An 18,598-nucleotide genomic window follows, 5' to 3' on the forward strand; every position below is an offset into this window, starting at 1 on the left:
ATGGCATGCATAGAAGCGCGCGGTCTCCGCAAGCAGTTTGGAACGACGATCGCGTTGGATGGCATCGAAATGCGTGTCGAAGAAGGCCGCATCCTGGGGCTTATTGGTCCCAACGGCGCGGGCAAGACCACTGCACTCAACGCCATTCTCGGCTTGTTGCCCTATCAGGGTGAACTGCAGGTTCTCGGTCGCGACCCATGGACGCAACGCGATCAGCTCATGCGCGATGTCTCGTTCATTGCCGATGTCGCAGTTTTACCGCGATGGATAAAGGTATGGCAGGTGCTCGACTATATTGCCGGGGTGCATCCCCGGTTCGATCGCGCGAAGGCGGAAAGTTTCCTATGTAAGACGGCCATCGGACATACTCGCAAAGTCCGCGACTTATCCAAGGGCATGGTGGCTCAACTGCACCTTGCCCTGGTAATGGCGATCGATGCCAGGCTGCTGGTGCTAGATGAACCGACGCTGGGGCTCGACATCCTTTTCCGCAAGCAGTTCTACGATTCGCTTCTGAATGACTACTTCGATCGCAGCCGCACCATCGTCTTGACGACGCATCAGGTTGAAGAGATCCAGCACGTCATCACCGATCTGATGTTTATGAACAGAGGTCGCGTCGCCCTCAGTTGCAGCATGGAAGAAGTTGAGTCCCGCTTTCTTGAAGTGATGGTCTATCTCGACCAGGTAGACGCAGCACGGGCTCTCAAACCAATCGACGAGCGCCAGGTAATCGGTGGCAGCATCCTGATGTTCGACGGGGTGGATCGGCAACGGGTGGCGGCGTTGGGCGATGCGCGAACCCCCGGCATTGCCGACTTGTTCGTTGCTGTGATTGCTAATCAGGACAAGCAGGCACAAGGAGCGGCCAGGTGAACAGTCAATCGAACGTAATGCCCGAATCGTCTCTCCGCTCGCAGGGAATCGCAGCTGTGTCCATACCTCCTGCAAGGCTCATGTACTGGTCGGTGCGGCGCGAATTGTGGGAGAACCGGGCCATCTATATTACCCCCGTCGCCGTCGCATGCCTGTTCTTGTTAGGCTTCTCGATCAGCATCCTTCACTTGCTGGTTAAGATGCACGCCGCGCCCGGGCTCGACGTGATGCAGCAGCGTGAGTTGCTCGGGCAGCCATACGAGTTCGCTGAAGATCTCATCATGGGTACCGTTCTCCTAATCGGACTGTTCTACTCTGCAGATGCTCTGTATGGGGAACGCCGCGATCGAAGCATTCTGTTCTGGAAGTCGACGCCGGTCTCGGATCTCACTACGGTTCTGTCGAAGGCCGCGATTCCGATGGTAATTCTTCCTCTGCTGGCATTCGCAATCACCGTACTTACCCAATGGATCATGCTGATGATGAGCAGCGCGGTGCTGCTGGGCAGCGGCCAAAACGTGGCGACCCTTTGGTCGCGAGTGGGGATTTTCCACCGCTGGCCTATGCTGCTCTTTCACTTCCTGTGCATTCACGGGCTCTGGCAATCGCCAATTTATGCCTGGCTCCTGCTGATCTCAGGCTGGGCACGGCGCGTGCCGATTCTTTGGGCTACGTTGCCGCCGCTGACCATCGGCATCGTGGAGAAAGTTGCCTTCAACACAAACTATTTCGGTTCTATGATTGGCAACCGCTTCACCGGCGGCTCCGAAGGTGCCGAGATCATGGGACGTGGCAGGGCAATGGATCCCACAATGCACGTTGGACCGCTCCATTTCCTCATCAGTTCGGGTTTGTGGATTGGCCTGGCGATCACTGCCGCGTTTCTCGCTGCTGCCGTTCGCATTCGCCGATGTCGCGGACCCATCTGATTCGTACACCGGCCTCATTCCATCTCGACGACTTCATTCAATCCCAAGGAGGATCTATGGAATCCCTCGTTTCTCTGACCTGCTCGGAACAGGTTGTTTGCAGTTCCCCCTCGCCCACAGCGTCGATCTGGCAGGACGTTCTAGCCCAGGCATTAACGGGTGAGCTCATGGCTGCCATGAACTACCGCGCGTTATCGACTATTTGCGACGACCCCGAAGAAGTTGCCGATGCCCTGGAGCACGCCCAGGGAGAACAGGGACACGCCGTCGCGTTCGCTGCCGAAGGTCGGAAGATCGGAGTGAATGTCCCCAACAGTGTCAACGCCAGGTACTGGAAGCGGATCCGCGAAGCATTCATGCGCTCGATCGCGGAGCGCGACTACATGGCCTGTCTGATCGTTCAGGAGATCATGCTCGAATCATTCGCTGTCGCAAGCTACACCCGCGTCGGGAAGGCTGCTCCGGGCAGTCTCGGCAAGACCTTTGCCGCGATTGCTGCAGAGGAGGAAGGGCACATCGAGCACGCGATGGAAATTCTCAGAGCCGAGCGAGCCAGAGACCCACAGCGCTTCGATGACAAGGTGTATCGGCTTCATCTTGACGTCATGACTACGCTCGCGGAGATGGTCGCCAGGGAATGTCGGCATGGGGAGTGCGAGCTATGCCACAGCACTTGCGTGAAACCATCGCTTTCCGAGGTCGGGCTGACCACAGTCGAACTGCGCGGAGCGTCGCTGCAACAGTACCTGAAGACGCTGGACGCGCTGGGACTGCCCGGGGAGGTAACACTTCAATGGGTCACGCAGCTGCCGGTGTAACCGCGCGAGAGCGGCGGACCGATGTGGATTTCGCTCTGATCGGGCATCAGGAAAGCTGGCGCGCGGCCGCGGATGTGCTCGCGGTTCTGCGCGGAGCCGAACGCGCGCCATTACCCGATGAGGAAATCCGGGAGATCTTCCCGTGGATTCCGCCGCGAGCCGTCTGCAAAGTCGAGGTCACGTCAGCAACCGGAGCGAAAGCGCGTGGCCTTTACATCGACTGCTTCATTCCTCCAGATCACCTGGATTGCGAATACGTCCACGACAACATTGGCCGGGTTCGTGCGGCTGCCGCCTGTGCGATCAACGCAGGAGCAAGGGTCGTGAGCCTGGGTGGGTTCAGCTCCATTCTGATTGAAGGCAACTTCCATCAGCTTCCCGAAAGGACCGATACGATCTTCACGACCGGCAATACCCTGACGGTCGCATTCATCGTTCAAGGCATCAGGAAAATGTGTGCGCTGGAAGGACGGGAAATCTCCAGATCGACGCTCCTCATCGTTGGAGCAACAGGCGATGTGGGTTCCGGCTGTGCCCGCTGCCTGGCGCCTTTCGTCAAACGTGTGATAATTTGCGCGCGCAACCCGGAGCGGCTCCGTACCCTCGCCGCCGAACTGGAGGCTGATGGAACCGCGGTAGAAATAGCAACCCGTCTCGAGCAAGTCCCGTGTGCGGCCGACATCGTGATCTGCGCGGCGAGCCTGGCTTCCCCTTCACTTCGCTTGGGCTGCGTTGCGCCCGAAGCCATCATTTGCGATGCGGGCTACCCGAAAAACCTGAGTCCTTGCGGCGATACGCCTGGCGCCCATGTCTTCTTTGGTGGTCTGGGACAGATTGCGGGCGGGTTGAGTTTCATGCCCGATTTCAAAGGCGTTCTGAATCGGCATCCATTCCCCGATGTGGCCCATGGATGTTTACTCGAAGGCATGGCCCTCGCGCTGGCGCGACGTTTCGAGCCGTTCTCCCAGGGACGAGGGTTCATCACGCGGGAGCGGGTCGAGGAAATCGAGACCATCGCTGCCCTGCATGGAATCCATCTCGCGCCGCTCTTCAACGCTGAAGGGCCATTGGAGGGAATGCGCACATCCAAAACCGAAAGATGCAGCCCAGTTTTCCAGGACTAGATCACAACTTTGGCCGTTCGGCCACTAATCAGGTCTTTTGACATCTTCTTCTGCTGCTGCTGCTTCAGAGTTGCGGATGGATCAGATTCGCATCGGCATCAGCACGTATCGCGACCGATATTGCGCCATCGGAGCTGCACTAGCCTGCCCGGCCTTTGCTAGCGCTCCGCCCACTCACATATACTTTGGACGAGAATCTGCGGAGAAAGGAAAACTGTTTCTGCCCGATTTGCCACAAATCCCTGTGCCGCCAAGTTTAGAAGCTGCTGACACGAGATTTTGGTGTGCACGAAATATGGGCCGAGATTGGCTCGAGATTTTGGCACGCGACATGAAAAATTGGCAATGAACAGCAGCAGCAGCAGGAGCAAGCATATGGCAAAGTCAGTAAATAAGGTCACTCTTTTGGGTAATGTGGGTAAAGACCCCGAGATCCGTTCCACTGCCGGTGGGACCATGGTCGCAAATTTCACTCTCGCCACCAGCGACCGGCAGAAAGATGCACAGGGCAACTGGCAGGACCGCACCGAATGGCACAATCTTGTCGCCTTCACGCGCCTGGCTGAAATCGTGCGCGATTACGTTAAAAAGGGATCCAAGCTCTACGTCGAAGGCAAAATCCAGACGCGTAGCTGGGACGACAAAGAAACCGGCGTGAAAAAGTATCGTACTGAAATCATCGTCAACGATATTTCTCTTCTCTCAGGCCGCGAAGACGGCGGCTCGAGTTCCGGCGGATACAGTCGTCCAGCCGCTTCACCAACCAGCGCCGACCAGCGCCCGCCCGCCGGCCACGACGAATACAGCCAGTCCGCGGAAATCTCCGACGACGACATACCGTTCTAGGGCTCGCCGTCGCCGCACATTTATTTACCGAACCGCCCTCCTGATGGGCGGTTCGCTGCGTTGAGATACGAATAGCCGCGCAAATAGCAGGTAACCTTCCCTTACAAGTACCTCCCATAGAGTGCGAGCTTTCGGCAAGCTTGCGTGAGGTAAGGGAGCAATTGCGTTCAATACTTCCGATGTGGCCAAAATTGGGTTCTGAAAGTGAAAACTGCGCATTGCAAATTCCATGAGACTGTGGGACGATTCTTATCGGATTCCGATAGGAGGGCGGGCATGGGGCAAAAACGTACGGATCTTCTACGTGGAACTCTCGACCTGCTGGTGCTGAAAGCACTGTCCCTGGAGTCCCTGCACGGAGTTGGAATCTCTCGACGTATCACTCAAATCACCAAGGGCGCTTATCAGGTAAGCTTCGGTTCGCTTTTTCCGGTACTACACCGCATGGAGGAAAGCGGATGGGTAGAAGCCGAGTGGCGCTCGTCCGACAACAACCGCCGCGCAAAATATTACCGGCTGACTTCCGCTGGGCGCGCTCAGCTGAAGGATGAAGAGCGGCAATGGAATCAGGTGGTAAAGATCATGGCGGCGGCCATTCAGTCCATGTGAAATCCAGATGGGATGCATCAGCCACTCTCCTCAGCGACTAACTCAACCTACCCCTGCCACCCGCGCGAATCATGCAGTCTCCCTGAAAACTCACATTAAAGACATGCGGGAGCTAGCCGAAGGTTCAGAAGAACATCAGCCATCCATCGATCTTCGGCATCGCTACCTGCCCTCTTTGTTAGATAGGACAGTCAACCCAGCCGCACTATAATCATCGCTACCCAGCCGGACACACTATGCCATCTGCAGATACCGCAGTAGTCGAGCCCACCATCGCACCTGAAGTGCAGCGCAGCGAGCGCGGCTTCTGGGCTCTGATTGCGACCCAATTCCAGGGCGCATACAGCGATAACATCCTGCGCAATCTTCTGCTCGCCATGATCATCGGCATGGGCCTGCGCAATGACGAGCGCGACACCTTCGTCTCGATCATCACCTTCCTCTTCTCCATGCCGTTCGTGCTCTTCAGCATGACGGGCGGCTGGCTCGCCGACCATTTCAGCAAGCGCCAGGTCACCATCTGGACCAAGGTCATGGAGATTGGCGCCATGACCATCGCCACCGCCGGCCTGGCCCTGCATCTACAGCCGCTCACGCTCGTCGCGCTGGGTTTAGTCGCCACCCAGGCCGCGCTCTTCGGTCCGTCAAAATACGGCCTTCTCCCTGAATTGCTCCCTGCCAGGCGCCTTTCCTGGGGCAATGGCGTCATCGAACTCGGCACCTTCCTCGCCATCATTGTCGGCACGATCTCGGGCGCCGCCATGGCCGAGCACTTCCATGGCCACGAAGTCTACGCAGGCTACACGCTCCTTGCCCTCGCCTGCGCGGGCCTCGCCACCAGCTTCGGCATCGATCACGTTCCTCCCGCAGCACCCGAAAAGAAATTCCGCCTGAACTTCATCGGGGATCTCTGGCAGCAGATTACGCTCATGCGCCGCGATCAGCCGCTCTTCCTCGCGGTCCTCGGCAACACTTACTTCTGGTTCCTCGGCTCGCTCCTGTTCTCCACCATCATCGTGTTCGGTCCGGATGTGCTCCACATCGGCCAGACGGAAACCGGCTATCTCAACGCCACTCTCGCCGTTGGCATTGGCATTGGCAGCATGATTGCCGGGCTGCTAAGCGGCAACAAGATTGAGTACGGCCTCATCCCGCTCGGCTCCATCGGGATGACGTTGACCGGCATCGCGCTTGGCACCGTGCACACCGGCCTCATCGGTTCGGCAATCCTGCTCGGCACACTCGGCTTTTGGGCCGGATTCTTTGCCGTTCCTGTGAACGCGCTCATCCAGCATCGCCCCGCCGAAGAAAACAAGGGCGGCATCATCGCCGCGGCCAATCTGCTGTCCTTTGTCGGCATCGCCCTCTCTTCAGGCGCCTACTTCGTATTCACAAAATTCGTCCACCTCAATCCGCGCGGCATCATGCTTGCCGCCTCGGTCATCACTGCAGCCGGCACGGTCTACGTTCTCATCCTGCTGCCAGAGTGGTTCGGGCGCTTGATCCTCTTCTTCGTCACCCACACCGTCTACCGCGTCAAAGTCCTCGGCCGCGACAACTTCCCCGAGAGAACCGGCGCGCTCCTCGTCTGCAACCACATGTCGTTCGTCGACGTGGCGCTCCTCATCGCCTCGACAGACCGCCCCATCCGCTTCCTCATGTACAAGGGCATCTACGATAACCGCATCATCAAACCCTTCGCGCGCATGATGAAAGCGATTCCCATCTCGAGCGAACAGCGGCCTCGCGAGATGATCCGCTCGCTGCGCACTGCAAGCGATGCGCTGCGCCAGGATGAAATCGTCTGCATCTTCGCGGAGGGCCAGATCACCCGCACCGGCCAGATGCTTCCCTTCCGCCGCGGACTCGAACGCATCATGAAAGGCGTCGAAGTCCCCATCATCCCGGTCAACCTCGACGGCGTGTGGGGCAGCATCTTCAGCTTCGAGCGCGGCCGCTTCCTCTGGAAGATTCCCCACCGCATTCCCTACCCGGTCACCGTAAGCTTCGGCGCGCCCATGCCGCCTACGACCTCCGCCATCTCAGTCCGCGCCGCCGTGCAGGAACTCCAGGCCGAAGCCTTTCGCGAGCGCAAGCGCCGCATGCGCACGCTCGATCGTGCCTTTGTCCGCACAGCGCGCCGCTTCCCGCTGCGCTTCATGATGGCCGATGCAAAAACGCCCAAGGTCCGCTTCTTCTCGGCGCTCACCAAAACCATATTCATCGCGCGCCGCCTCCGCCCTGCCATCGGCGATCGCCAGATGATCGGCCTGCTGCTGCCGCCCTCCGTCGGCGGCGCTCTCACCAATTACGCGTTGACCTTGCTGGGCCGCGTGCCAGTCAACCTCAACTACACTGCATCGAGCGAAGTGATCGCCTCCTGCGCGCAACAATGCGACGTGGATGTCGTCATCACTTCAAAAGCATTCGTCGAGCGATTCCCGAAGCTTGAGATTCCCGGCCGCACTATCTTCCTTGAAGATGTATTACAGTCTCCGCGCGTCACGGAAAAGCTCTTCGCGTTGCTGCTCGCATCCACCATGCCGCAGACCCTTCTGCGCAAATCCATCGGCGCCGCTCCCGGCAAGCGCAACGTCGACGATCTTGCCACCGTCATCTTTTCCAGCGGCAGCACCGGCGACCCCAAGGGCGTAATGCTCACGCACTACAACATTGGTTCCAACATCCAGCAGGTCGCGCAAGTCTTCATGCTCGACGGCCATGACAAGATCCTCGGCATCCTCCCCTTCTTCCACTCTTTCGGCTTCATGGCTGCTCTGTGGATGCCCGCCGCCAACGGCGTCGGCGTCGTCTACCACCCCAATCCGCTCGACACGAAGGTCATCGGCGAACTGGTCGCGCAATATCGCGTCACCTTCCTCATCGCCACGCCGACATTTCTGCAGGCCTATATGCGGCGCTGCTCTCCAGAGAGCTTCGGCAGCCTGCAATACGTCCTCGTCGGCGCAGAAAAGCTCGCCGACCGCGTCGCACTTGCCTTCGAGGACACCTTCGGCATCCGCCCGCTCGAGGGCTATGGGTGCACCGAGTGCTCGCCCGTGGTCACCGTCAATGGCCGTGACTTCCGCGCTCCGGGCTTCCGCCAGGTCAGCGCGCGCCGCGGAAAAATCGGCCACCCGCTTCCCGGCGTCACAATCCGCGTCGTCGATATCGATACCGGCCAGCCCGTCGCTCCCGGCACTCCCGGCATGCTCCTCGTCAAAGGCCCGAATGTCATGAAGGGCTATCTCGGCAAGCCGGAGAAGACTGCCGAAGTGCTGCACGATGGCTGGTACACGACTGGCGACGTCGCCATCATGGAACAGGACGGCTTCCTCACCATCACCGATCGTCTCTCCCGTTTCAGCAAGATCGGCGGCGAGATGGTGCCCCACATCCGCATTGAAGACAAGCTGCAGGAAATCGCCGGCGTCACCGAGCAGGTCTTCGCCGTCACCGCTCTGCCCGATGAAAAGAAAGGCGAGCGCATCGTCGTCATTTCCACGCTCTCAACAGAAAAGCTCGCGCCCGTGATCGAAAAATTCGCGCAATGCGATCTGCCCGCTCTGTGGAAGCCGCGCTCCGGCGCATTCTTCCATGTCGACGCGCTGCCCATCCTCGGCACAGGAAAAATCGACCTGCGCGGCGTCAAAGCCCTGGCCGCCTCGATGGCGTGATCACGTTTCAAGTTGGTTTGCAACTGGGTGCCCGGGTCTCGCTTTTGAGACCTGGGATACTACAAATCTTCGGTCAGGATACTACTCGGTGGTGTAGCGAATCTCAAGCCGCCGCATTCGATAGCACGTGTACGTCAGCACCACCGCGATCAACGCGAGCAATCCCAGTACCGCCACCCATGCGGCCACCGGTTCTGTCTCGACGGTCAGCAGCGCAAATACGCCCTCCGCCGGCACACTCACCGGCATCAGGTGACGAAGGTACGAGGCCACGCTGAACTTCTGCAGCAGCGACGGCATAACCGGATTGATCGCCTCCCACCCCAGCAGCAGCATCGCTCCCGGCATGGGATTGCGAAACATCAGGCTCAGCAGCAGGAAGATCGATCCGTACCCCAGGCAGCCCAGCACCACGATCAGCAGGTACGCCTCGATCTGTCCCAGTCCCGGCCCGTGCATCATGAAGTCCCGGCCCGCCGCACCGTATCCCGCGTACATCAACACGAAATCGGCAACGACTGCAACGCCAAACAGCAAGACCGCGCTCACTGCGCCGGCAAAAAACTTCGACAGCAGGATCACTTCTCGGCGCACGGGCGACAGCAGGTAATAGTGCAGGCTCCGCTCGATCATCTCGCCGCGAATCAGCCGCGAAAAGATCCCCAGGCACCCGAAGAAGATCCCCAGCCGAACATAGTAGAGCTGCACAACCCCTGCAAGCACCGCGCTGTCGTCGCTCATACCAAAGCCGGGGTGCGAGTCGATGAGCAGGTGAATCAGGATGATGACTGCCGGGATGAACGCAAGAAAATATATCCACCACGCGCGCCGCGTAAACAGGTTACGCCTTATCTCAATCCGGGTCAGTCGCCGCGCTTGCACCCACCACAACGACCACGGCTGTTGCCGCAGGATGCCGACCGCGCTGCCAAGACTCTGCTGCATCATGAGGCGCTCCCGTCTGAACCAATCAGGTATTGGTAGATGGCGTTTGCGTTGTCATCGGCCGGAGCCACCGCCTCGATTTTCACCAGTCCCTCAGCCGCAATTTCGTTCAGCAGCCGGTAAAACTGGTCGATATCCCCAGTGCGCAAAAACACGCCGTGCCCATCCGCATGCAGACGAGCCTCTACACAGTGATTTACCGCAAACATCTTCGACGCCAGCAGTTCAGGGCTGTCGCAGCGAATCAGCACCTGCATCGGCTTGTCGCGCACTTCTTTCCGCACTTCGTGAATGTTCCCCTGCGCGATCAGATAGCCGCCCGTAATCAGCACTACGCGGTCGGAAATGCGATCCACTTCGTCGAGAATGTGGCTCGAGATCACCACGTGCATTCCCTGCCGTCCCAATTCCTGAAACAGCGCCAGCGACTCCGCCCGTGCCATTGGATCCAGCCCATTCAGCGGTTCATCCAGCACCAGCACCCGCGGATGGTGCGCGATCGACTGTGCCAGCCTGATCTTCTGCCGCATCCCTTTGCTGTAACCGGCAATCTTTCTGTGCGCCGCCTCGCCGTCCAGTTGAACGCGCTCGAGAGACTCTGCCGTCAAGGCATGTGCATCTTCTTCGCTCATGCCGAACAGCATCAGGCTATCGAGCACAAATTGAAATCCGGTCAACCCGCGTGGGAATGAATCGAACTGCGCGCAGTACCCGACGTTGCAAAAGAACTCCGTCGCGTTCGACGGCGAAAGCCCCAACACTGAGACAGACCCGCGTGAGGGTTGCACCAGCCCCGTCATCAGGTTCATCAGTGTGGTTTTGCCTGATCCGTTTGGTCCAACCAGCGTCGAAATCCCCGGCGTCAGTGTCAGCGAAACCCGGTTCACGCCGAGCACCTCGCCGTAGAACTTCGAGACATTCTCGAAACGAATGGTGTCCGTCACTGCATTCATCCGCGCACCACCTCTCGCGCACGGATACGCGCATTCAGCACCGCGACGCACAGCAGACACGCAATCACCAGCACCACCACCATGGGAAAAGTCGGCAACTCAAACCGCGAGTTCATGACGGCTGGCGCACCCAGCATCCGCTGCCAGAGCTCCGACATCACAACCGGCAAATTCAGCAGCAGTCCCCACCTGGTGCGCAGAATGGCGCTGGCGATACCGCCCACGCCCGCCGGCACAAACACCACAGCGAAAATCGCCCCCGTTGCAATCACCCGCCACTTCACCCAAGCCGACACCGCCAACCCCACCATCGAGAGAAGAACAACCCACACCGCCGCCCCGGCGAAAATCCCCAGCGCGAGAGACAAATGCGCCATCGCCCACGGCTGCGGCGAAGCGTAGCACTGGTAGACAAACAGGATCAGGCACGGAATCCAGGTGACATAGGAAAGCGAAAGAATCAGCGCAAGAAACTTCCCCAGCAGATATCCGAAACGCGAAATGGGATGGCTCAGCAGAATCGGCAGCGCGTTATCGCCCAGGTCAAACGACACCAGTCGTGGCGCGATCCACGCCGCCAGCACCAGCGCAAACCAGCATTGTGTCTCCAGAACGTGCAGAAAGAAGCTCTGATCGATGTCAAACGCCGGGCCGCCGCGCATGATCAGCGCCCGCGCCATAGGATTATCCGCCACATAGATAATCACCAGGTCCACCAGGCAGGGCAGAAGAGCAAGGACAAACAGCCCTATTGTGATCTTCGACGACCACGCTTCATTGAGCGCATACCGTGCCAGCACCAGCGGACGCGACCCCAGCGGAGTCAGACGGCCTTCATAAGGCCGGTAATCATGATTAAACACCGACATGATCTACCCTGCCTCCCTCGTACTCCATCGCTCGCAGGAAAATATCCTCCAGCGAATCCCGCCTTTGCTGAATGCGCCGGATCTGCACCCCAAATTCCGCGGCCGTCACATATAGGTCTTTCGCGCTCAATGCGTCCGGCATTACCAGCTTCACGCGGCCGCCGGCAAAGCTCGCGCACTCGCATCCCTGCGACTGCATCTTCTGCACAAACCCATCGGTGCTGCCCGTCATTTCCATTTCAATAAAATGCCGATGCGACCGCCGCTCCTCTTCGATATTCGAAATCGCGGCGATGCGCCCCTTGTTCAGTATCAGCACCTCATCGCACGTCTCGTCGATGTCGCGCAGCAAATGCGACGAGATCAGCAGATGTGTACCGCCCTGTTTGCGAATGTCCTTGATCAGCTGAATCATGCGCTGGCGCGCGGTGGGATCGAGCCCGTTGGTCGGCTCATCCAGAATCAGCAGCTTGGGCCCGTGCGCCAACCCCTGCGCCAGCTTGATCAACTGCTTCATGCCCAGCGAATACGTGCTGATCTTGCGATAGCGCACTTCGCCCAGCCCCACGTAAAACAGGGCCTCGTGCGCGCGCTCCAGCGCCTCGGCCGGAGGCAGCCCCGCCAGTTCCGCCATGTAGCGCACAAACCGCACGCCGTTCATGTTGCCGATGAAGGAGTCATTCTCGGGCATGTAGCCGACGCTCTGGCGGATACGCATGCGATCCACCCGTGCATCCAGGCCAAGCACCTTTGCGACCCCGCCTGATGGCTCGTGAAACCCAAGCAGCGTGTTGATCAGCGTAGATTTTCCCGCGCCGTTTGGCCCCAGAAGTCCGATGGCGTGACCGCGTAACTCTCCCGTCAATCCATTCAGGACGGTGCGGCCGCCAAGCCGCACCTCCAGTCGATCAAGTTCGATCACGCCCATGTCTTCTCTTACGTGCTGCTCACTGCATTTGTTCCGTAGCAGGAACTGCTTGTTTGTTGCCTGAATGCAATAGGCTGCCGAGGGTTAGAAAATCGAATCCGAACAGGTTGCTGTTGCTCGCTACCTCGATCCCCGCGTCCTTGCCCCACGCGCAGATCGCCGTCGGATGCGCGTCCGAAGCGAGCTTCTTCAAGGCATCCGCCGACTCGCCGCTCATGTGCGACAGCAACGGCGTCAACACCGGCCCAAGATTCTGATACGCTACCGCCGAGTAGTTCTCATTCTGATCCACCGGTAGCAAAGCCTTGAAGCTCGCCGAGTGCCCCAGCGTGTCCCCTGTTGAATGCGCGCGCAGTGCATCCATCAGCAGCGCCCGCGTAGGAGCAACGATCATATACCCATCCGCATACGTGTACTCCGCGACCACGACGCCAGTTGTTGAATTGTGCACGCTATGGAAAGTCTGCCCGCCCGCCTGGCTCGCGTCCATCGTGACACCATGTCCACCTTTTTCCTGTACATGGCTGTTCACCGCCTGCACCAGCCGTTCCAGCGTTGTCTCGAATCGTGCAGAGTCGCGCACCTCAATCACTGCCTTCCACGAAGGCGTCGGAAGCACTGGCCCATCCAGAGCGAACAAATATTCTCCGCCCAGGTTTCCAGCAAGATCGTTGCGAATATCAATGCCCAGATCGGCCTGTGCCTTGTTGAACTCGTCCGAGCCGTTCTTGTCGGTCGACATCATGGCCATCAGGTCATCCACAATCGCCGTCGGATCCTTGGAAACGCCGGCCACCGCCAGTGCCGCATTGGTTGAAACAAAGTCCAGCGAACCCATCGGCGCCGGACTGCCCAGCCACGAAGCCACGCGCTGCCGTTGACCGGAGAATTGCAGACTCAGATGATTTTCCGGAGTTCCATTCGACTCGCGATGCTCGGCAATCAGGTAGCGTACCCCGCTGATGCCCGACTGCTCGAGAAACGCATCGCCTCTCTTGGCCCCATGGCTCTCCGCCCCAGCCAGCATCTGCTGCAGATTCGCAGCCAGAATCACGCCGGCACCGCGGTCGTAAGCAGCCTTGATTCTCTGCCCGAAATCCGTTGCGGCAAATCCGCTCGATCCCGCATTCAGTTGCGCGTCAATCGCCTTCAACGTGTCCACGCTGTTTGAGAAGACCACTTCCCTCTCCCGCACCAGCGCATACGCTCCATTTCCTTTTTTGTCCGCAGTCGCTCCGCGCAGGGCACTCTCATCCAGCACCGTCAACGTGCCCGGCGCGCCCTTCGCAAATTGCTGCTTCAACAGATCAGCCAGCCCGCTGCGTTGCACATCGGCAACCACGGCGAATCCCCCGGCGCCCGTCTGTTGCTTCAGCGCCACGACCACCATCTCGTCGCCCAGATACTGACTCAGATCGTGCACCTTGTTCACCAGCGCATCCATCTCCGCGGTCTTGTCTTGGTTGCCTTTGCTCCACCACTGCTGCAGCACGGGGCTCTGCTTGAGCTGGTCCTCAAAGATCGTTTTCGCCTGGCTCACAAAATCACCGAGGTTCGGAATGCTCACGTAAAGCTGCGTGTCTCCCGGCATCCGATCCAGCAGATCGCTCCCATACCTCTGCGGAATCGGAATCTGTCCAATGCGATGCTGCAGGGTCGAGAATTGCGCCAGCAGTTCAATGTACTGTTCGCGATTCGGGCTCCACGCCACCTGCTCGCTCACCGGCTCGGGAGCCAGGTTCTGTGTGCTGGTATATTCATCGCCCGCATGGATCGTCGACGTCACGCCGGCGTGCGCCACTTCCACCGCGCCTTGCAGAACCGCCACGCGCGATCCCTTGATGCCCGCATTCACTGAGAACACAGTGCCAGTCACCGCAACGCTGCAATCATCGGTCTTCACATACAAATGACCCGAAGTCCGGTGCGCAGCTCTTACGATCACCGCTCCGTGATCGAGATCGACCGTCAGGTTGTGCCCGCGCGCGCCCACGCTCACCGCGCTGCGCTCATTCATCTCTACTGTCGAACCATCCGCCAGCCGCAGCACCGCATGCGACCCGCCGGATGTCCTCAATTCGTCGCCTTCCTTCAACTCCGCGCCTGCCGCAAGCAGGCGATCGCCGTTGTCCGTGATCAGCGAAGCCGACCCGTCAATCGACTGAACCTCCGCCCGCACTCCCGGCGGAATTTGCCAGTACGTCCTGTACACAAACAGCCCCGTCGCCGCCACGGCCAGCGACGCTGCCACCGCCCACCCCATCGTCCACGGCTGCACACGCGCCCGCGCCGGCATCGCCTTGGGCGTCGACCAATCCACCGCGCCAGAGCCCGAGTGGAAACGACGCAGGCATACTCCGCACTCGCGTAGATGCGCCTTTACCAGCAGCGCACGATTTTCAGGTAACGTTCCCGCGCGATACGCATTAAGCAACGACCGCACGTCCTCGCAACTCTCAATAGCCGCGGATTCCGCAAACGCAATACCCAGCTTACCTGCTACCTTCTCGGCAGCAGCGGAAATCTGACCCGCCTCGGGCTGCGCCTCGCGCATCGCCTGGGTCGCACTGTCCAGCAAAACTTCGTCGTGGTTCTTCATCGATTCCCCCGTTCCATCTCTGTGAGCCGCTTCTTCAGCTTGGCTCGCGCCTGGTGCAGCGTCACGGCCACCACGGCCTGCGACGCGTTCATCAGCGAGGCAATCTCGCGATTGTCCAGCTCTTCCACATATCGCAGCGTGAACATCTCCGCTGCCCGCGGGCTAAGGTCGCCCAGTGCTGTTCGCAACCACTGCACCAGTTCGCTGCTTGCAGCCTCAGCCTCCGGCCGCGAGCCGCGTCCCTGCGACGCCACGCCCGCTGCCGAATCGAGCGGTTCGTTTGCTGCGGCAGTCCTCCGCCGCAACAGGTCGAGCGCCCCATTGATCGCCGCGCGGTACAGGTAGCTTTCCGCGTTGCTGACCGCAAGTTCGTTACCCGCCAGTCGCAGAAATATGCTCTGCGCCACATCTTCCGCATCCGCCATGCTGCCTGTAATGCGATAGGCAGCCAGTAAGACGCGTCGATGATGCATCGCAAACAGGTCGGAAAGACCCTGCTGCATCTCCACCACCGGCAGGGTTGGACTAGCGCTTGCCACGGGCTGACCTTTCTGACTGTTCATAGAGATGACGTTGGAACCAGCCGATTATTAAACCGGCTGAACCAAATTACGCCAAAAAGCTGTGACTGGTTCAGACTTTCGCGCAAAACCCGAATCCCGGCGGCTCAACTGTCTCGGAACACCGTCACTTAATCTCGTTAGAATGAGTCGTTCATTGGCTTGTGCCGAACGCGAGGGATGAAACACGCCGGAGGCGCACTGTTCGTTAGCCCGCGCTTCAGCGTGGGGAATCGGATCCTCTGAAGACCGCGAGTCCCGTAGGGACGGCGCCTTCTCAATTCTTGTTTGCTTGTCAAACTTGCCGGCGAATCCTCTACTCCGTCTTCGCCAGCGTCGCGATCAAATTGTCGCGGTTGCGATTGGCGAGGACATCGGCATGCGCCAGAACGCGCATCCACACCACCAGCGCCACCCCGGCCATCACCAGCAGACACGGCGCGGCCAGCCACCGCTTATCGAAAAAGGTGCAAATCGCCAGCACGGCCACACCGCACCCCATCACAATCGCCTGGATCAGCATGCTCACCAATGCGCTCGCCTGCGATCCCCGCTGACGCGAAATGCGCCCAAGATTTACGCGGTACGGCATGGTCAGCGAAAGAAGATTCCCAGCCGCAAGATTCATCGGCAACGCAAACAACACCCACGCTGCGGTAGTCGCCAGCAGTGTCAAGTTCGGCTCGCCCAATCGAAGCGTAGCCAGGACCCCTGCCAGAAATGCCACTGAAACAAACAGCGCCCCGTGGAACAGATTCTTCGCCAGCAGCACCTTGCGGATCGGCGTGGGAGAAAGAAACAGCATCTGAATCCCCGTACCTTCCGAACCCAGGTTGTTAAAGATCATCTGCGTAAATCCCAGAAGCGCATAGCAGACGCACAGCGGAAACGCGAGTTGAAACGGGCGGCCGCCCAGCGCTCCGTTTTTGAATACCGTGCTGATCACTAGTACCGTCAAGAGCGGCGCCCCAATGGCAAACAGCAGAGGCATCGATCGCGGGACGGTGCGAAGCTCTTTTTCGATCACCGCTGCGACCGGACCCGAACCGTCAATCAGCCACCTGCTGTCGCTAGCATTCCTCTTTTGCGCAGACGGCGCTTCGCTCAACTTCTCGCCGCGATACTCCGCGTGAAGCCGAACCCCCAGCAGCGCGCCGGTCGCCACGATGTAGATCGCGAGCACACCCAATGACTCGAGCGCTGCGGTCGCATCCCCCGATGCGCGCCGGTAGACTCCACTGCCGGCCACACCGGGCGGCAGCCATGGCACGACGGCAAACGCCGATTTCAGCCACGCCGGGAACTCGGTAAACCCATCGCTTCCAATCGGGTGAGTGACCGAATTCCTGGCACCGTGGTGCCTGTTCTGTTGATGGAGCGCCGGATTCAGCAGTTGCAGGCTCAGCATCAACAGGAGGAAGATCGCACTCACAATCTCGCGGGTCCTGCGCCTTGCCAGCCAGCGATCCACCCAGGCCAGCACGGTCCGCGCCAGCAGAATGTTGAACAGCGCGAAAATCGCCAGCACAAATGCCGTCCAGCCGAACAACGCGGGGCGCGCCAGCGTCACACCGGTCAGGATTCCCAGGCAGCAGATGCTCCCCAGGATCGTCGGCACATCTACCAGCCCGAAGACCAGGTTCAGCACGTAAAATGAGCTGAAGTTCACCGGAAAGCGCAACAGCCCGCTGAGGTCGAATTGTTCCTGGAACGATGCCAGCGCGATGGGCAGCGCCTGCCAAACCAGAAACACCGTCCAGAACAAGGCCGAAACCAGTTGCGGATGTCCGCCCGACACAATCGAATACGCGCCCGCCCCCAGACCAAAACCCAGCCCCAGCCCCATGATGGAGTAGATAAGAAAGGCGACTCCTCGCGCGCCGAATTCAAAGGCGCCCTGCACGGAGCGCACATTGTTGGCCACCATACGCCACCGCATGGTCACCAGCGCTACATACTGCCGGCGCGCCATCAGGCCGAGCGGGGCGCCTGTTCCCACAGCCGTGTCTTCGCCACGCGCTATGCCAGCCATGAAAGCTCCTGCGCCGGTTCCTGCCCGCTTGCGCCCACGATGGAAAGAAACATCTCTTCCAGCGTCAACTTTTGCTCGGTCTCAGTTCCGGGAAGGGTACTTGCCACGCCGGCACGCAATTCCTCAAGCGATCCATTCGCCACCAGTCGTCCCTGGTGAATGATGGCCACGTGACTGCAAAGCCGCTCCACGATTTCGAGCACATGCGTTGTTAAGAAGATCGTTGCCCCGCGATTGATCATTCCCTGCAGCATGGTCTTCAACATGCCCGCCGCAATCGCATCTACGCCTTCAAAGGGTTCGTCGAGAAACAGAACCCGCGGCCCGTGAATCACCGCTGCCGCCAGCGCCAGCTTCTTCTGCATGCCATGCGAGAAATCCGTGACCAGCTTGCGGCGCTCGTCCGCCAGTTGCATGAACTCGAGCAATTCCTCTGTTCGGCGGTTGACCGTCTCCCTCTCCAGCCCGTACATCCTCCCCACAAAGCGCAGATACTCCGGTGCCGTCAGCCGGCCCAGCAGCGCCATGCCTTCCGGAACTACGCCAATCTGCCGTTTCAGGTCGAGCGCCCCGGCGGTGAACGGCTTGCCCAGAATCTCAATCGTACCCGCGGTCGGCTCCAGCAGCCCCGTCAGCATCTTGATGGTGGTTGACTTGCCCGCGCCATTCGGCCCCAGAAACCCAAAAAACTGGCCGCTTGCCACCGTGAACGTCACGTCCTGCACCGCGGTCAGCGCGCCGAAGCGCCGCGTAAGCCCGTGTGTCTGAATCGCCGCAATTTCCATGTGGGCCAAGGATAACAAGATCAGAGCATTCGACAAAGGCGACGTTTG

The 18,598-nt window shown here is 59.6% G+C and carries 15 protein-coding genes; 7 read left to right on the top strand and 8 right to left on the bottom strand.

The annotated features are described in order from the left end of the window. From VK574_RS15990 to VK574_RS16020, 7 genes are all read left to right on the top strand, one after another. Positions 1–876: an ABC transporter ATP-binding protein gene (locus tag VK574_RS15990; RefSeq protein ID WP_472800858.1), complete on the top strand. Its 876-nt coding sequence runs from the start codon at positions 1–3 to the stop codon at positions 874–876. Continuing rightward, a complete protein-coding gene (locus VK574_RS15995; RefSeq protein WP_472800859.1) occupies positions 873–1,805 on the top strand; it encodes an ABC transporter permease in 933 nt (310 codons plus the stop codon). The genes VK574_RS15990 and VK574_RS15995 overlap by 4 nt, the downstream gene beginning before the upstream one ends. A gap of 56 nt (positions 1,806–1,861) precedes the next feature. Further along, positions 1,862–2,623, top strand: coding sequence for a ferritin-like domain-containing protein (locus VK574_RS16000; protein ID WP_472800860.1), 762 nt, complete (start codon positions 1,862–1,864; stop codon positions 2,621–2,623). Then, complete coding sequence (locus tag VK574_RS16005; RefSeq protein ID WP_472800861.1) at positions 2,599–3,747, top strand: hypothetical protein; 1,149 nt, start codon at positions 2,599–2,601, stop codon at positions 3,745–3,747. The genes VK574_RS16000 and VK574_RS16005 overlap by 25 nt, the downstream gene beginning before the upstream one ends. Before the next feature lie 375 nt (positions 3,748–4,122). Continuing rightward, a complete protein-coding gene (locus VK574_RS16010; RefSeq protein WP_472800862.1) occupies positions 4,123–4,593 on the top strand; it encodes a single-stranded DNA-binding protein in 471 nt (156 codons plus the stop codon). A gap of 276 nt (positions 4,594–4,869) precedes the next feature. Continuing rightward, positions 4,870–5,202 (top strand): PadR family transcriptional regulator, encoded by a 333-nt coding sequence (locus VK574_RS16015; RefSeq protein WP_472800863.1) that lies wholly within the window; start codon positions 4,870–4,872, stop codon positions 5,200–5,202. Between the two features lie 236 nt (positions 5,203–5,438). Beyond that, a complete protein-coding gene (locus VK574_RS16020) occupies positions 5,439–8,879 on the top strand; it encodes an acyl-[ACP]--phospholipid O-acyltransferase (protein ID WP_472800864.1) in 3,441 nt (1,146 codons plus the stop codon). An 81-nt stretch (positions 8,880–8,960) separates the two neighbouring features. On the opposite strand, the gene VK574_RS16025 is transcribed toward VK574_RS16020, so the two are convergent. The 8 genes from VK574_RS16025 to VK574_RS16060 all read right to left on the bottom strand — a co-directional run bounded on the left by VK574_RS16025 (position 8,961) and on the right by VK574_RS16060 (position 18,568). Further along, positions 8,961–9,827, bottom strand: a complete 867-nt coding sequence (locus VK574_RS16025; protein WP_472800865.1) for an ABC transporter permease — start codon at positions 9,825–9,827, stop codon at positions 8,961–8,963. Further along, entirely contained in the window at positions 9,824–10,777 is a 954-nt protein-coding gene (locus tag VK574_RS16030) for an ABC transporter ATP-binding protein (protein ID WP_472800866.1), read from the bottom strand. Before VK574_RS16030 ends, VK574_RS16025 begins: the two co-directional genes overlap by 4 nt. After that, complete coding sequence (locus tag VK574_RS16035; protein WP_472800867.1) at positions 10,774–11,646, bottom strand: ABC transporter permease; 873 nt, start codon at positions 11,644–11,646, stop codon at positions 10,774–10,776. The genes VK574_RS16030 and VK574_RS16035 overlap by 4 nt, the downstream gene beginning before the upstream one ends. Continuing rightward, the gene (locus VK574_RS16040) at positions 11,633–12,574 is read right to left on the bottom strand and encodes an ABC transporter ATP-binding protein (protein ID WP_472800868.1); all 942 of its coding nucleotides are present in this window, start codon (positions 12,572–12,574) and stop codon (positions 11,633–11,635) included. The genes VK574_RS16035 and VK574_RS16040 overlap by 14 nt, the downstream gene beginning before the upstream one ends. Before the next feature lie 19 nt (positions 12,575–12,593). After that, the gene (locus tag VK574_RS16045; protein ID WP_472800869.1) at positions 12,594–15,173 is read right to left on the bottom strand and encodes a FecR domain-containing protein; all 2,580 of its coding nucleotides are present in this window, start codon (positions 15,171–15,173) and stop codon (positions 12,594–12,596) included. Further along, entirely contained in the window at positions 15,170–15,712 is a 543-nt protein-coding gene (locus tag VK574_RS16050) for an RNA polymerase sigma factor (protein WP_472800870.1), read from the bottom strand. Before VK574_RS16050 ends, VK574_RS16045 begins: the two co-directional genes overlap by 4 nt. A 337-nt stretch (positions 15,713–16,049) precedes the next feature. Continuing rightward, the gene (locus VK574_RS16055; RefSeq protein WP_472800871.1) at positions 16,050–17,765 is read right to left on the bottom strand and encodes a hypothetical protein; all 1,716 of its coding nucleotides are present in this window, start codon (positions 17,763–17,765) and stop codon (positions 16,050–16,052) included. Next, positions 17,753–18,568, bottom strand: a complete 816-nt coding sequence (locus tag VK574_RS16060; RefSeq protein WP_472800872.1) for an ABC transporter ATP-binding protein — start codon at positions 18,566–18,568, stop codon at positions 17,753–17,755. Before VK574_RS16060 ends, VK574_RS16055 begins: the two co-directional genes overlap by 13 nt. Positions 18,569–18,598 lie beyond the last annotated feature (30 nt).

Source organism: Occallatibacter sp. (assembly GCF_035317045.1).
Taxonomy (GTDB): Bacteria; Acidobacteriota; Terriglobia; order Terriglobales; family Acidobacteriaceae; genus Telmatobacter.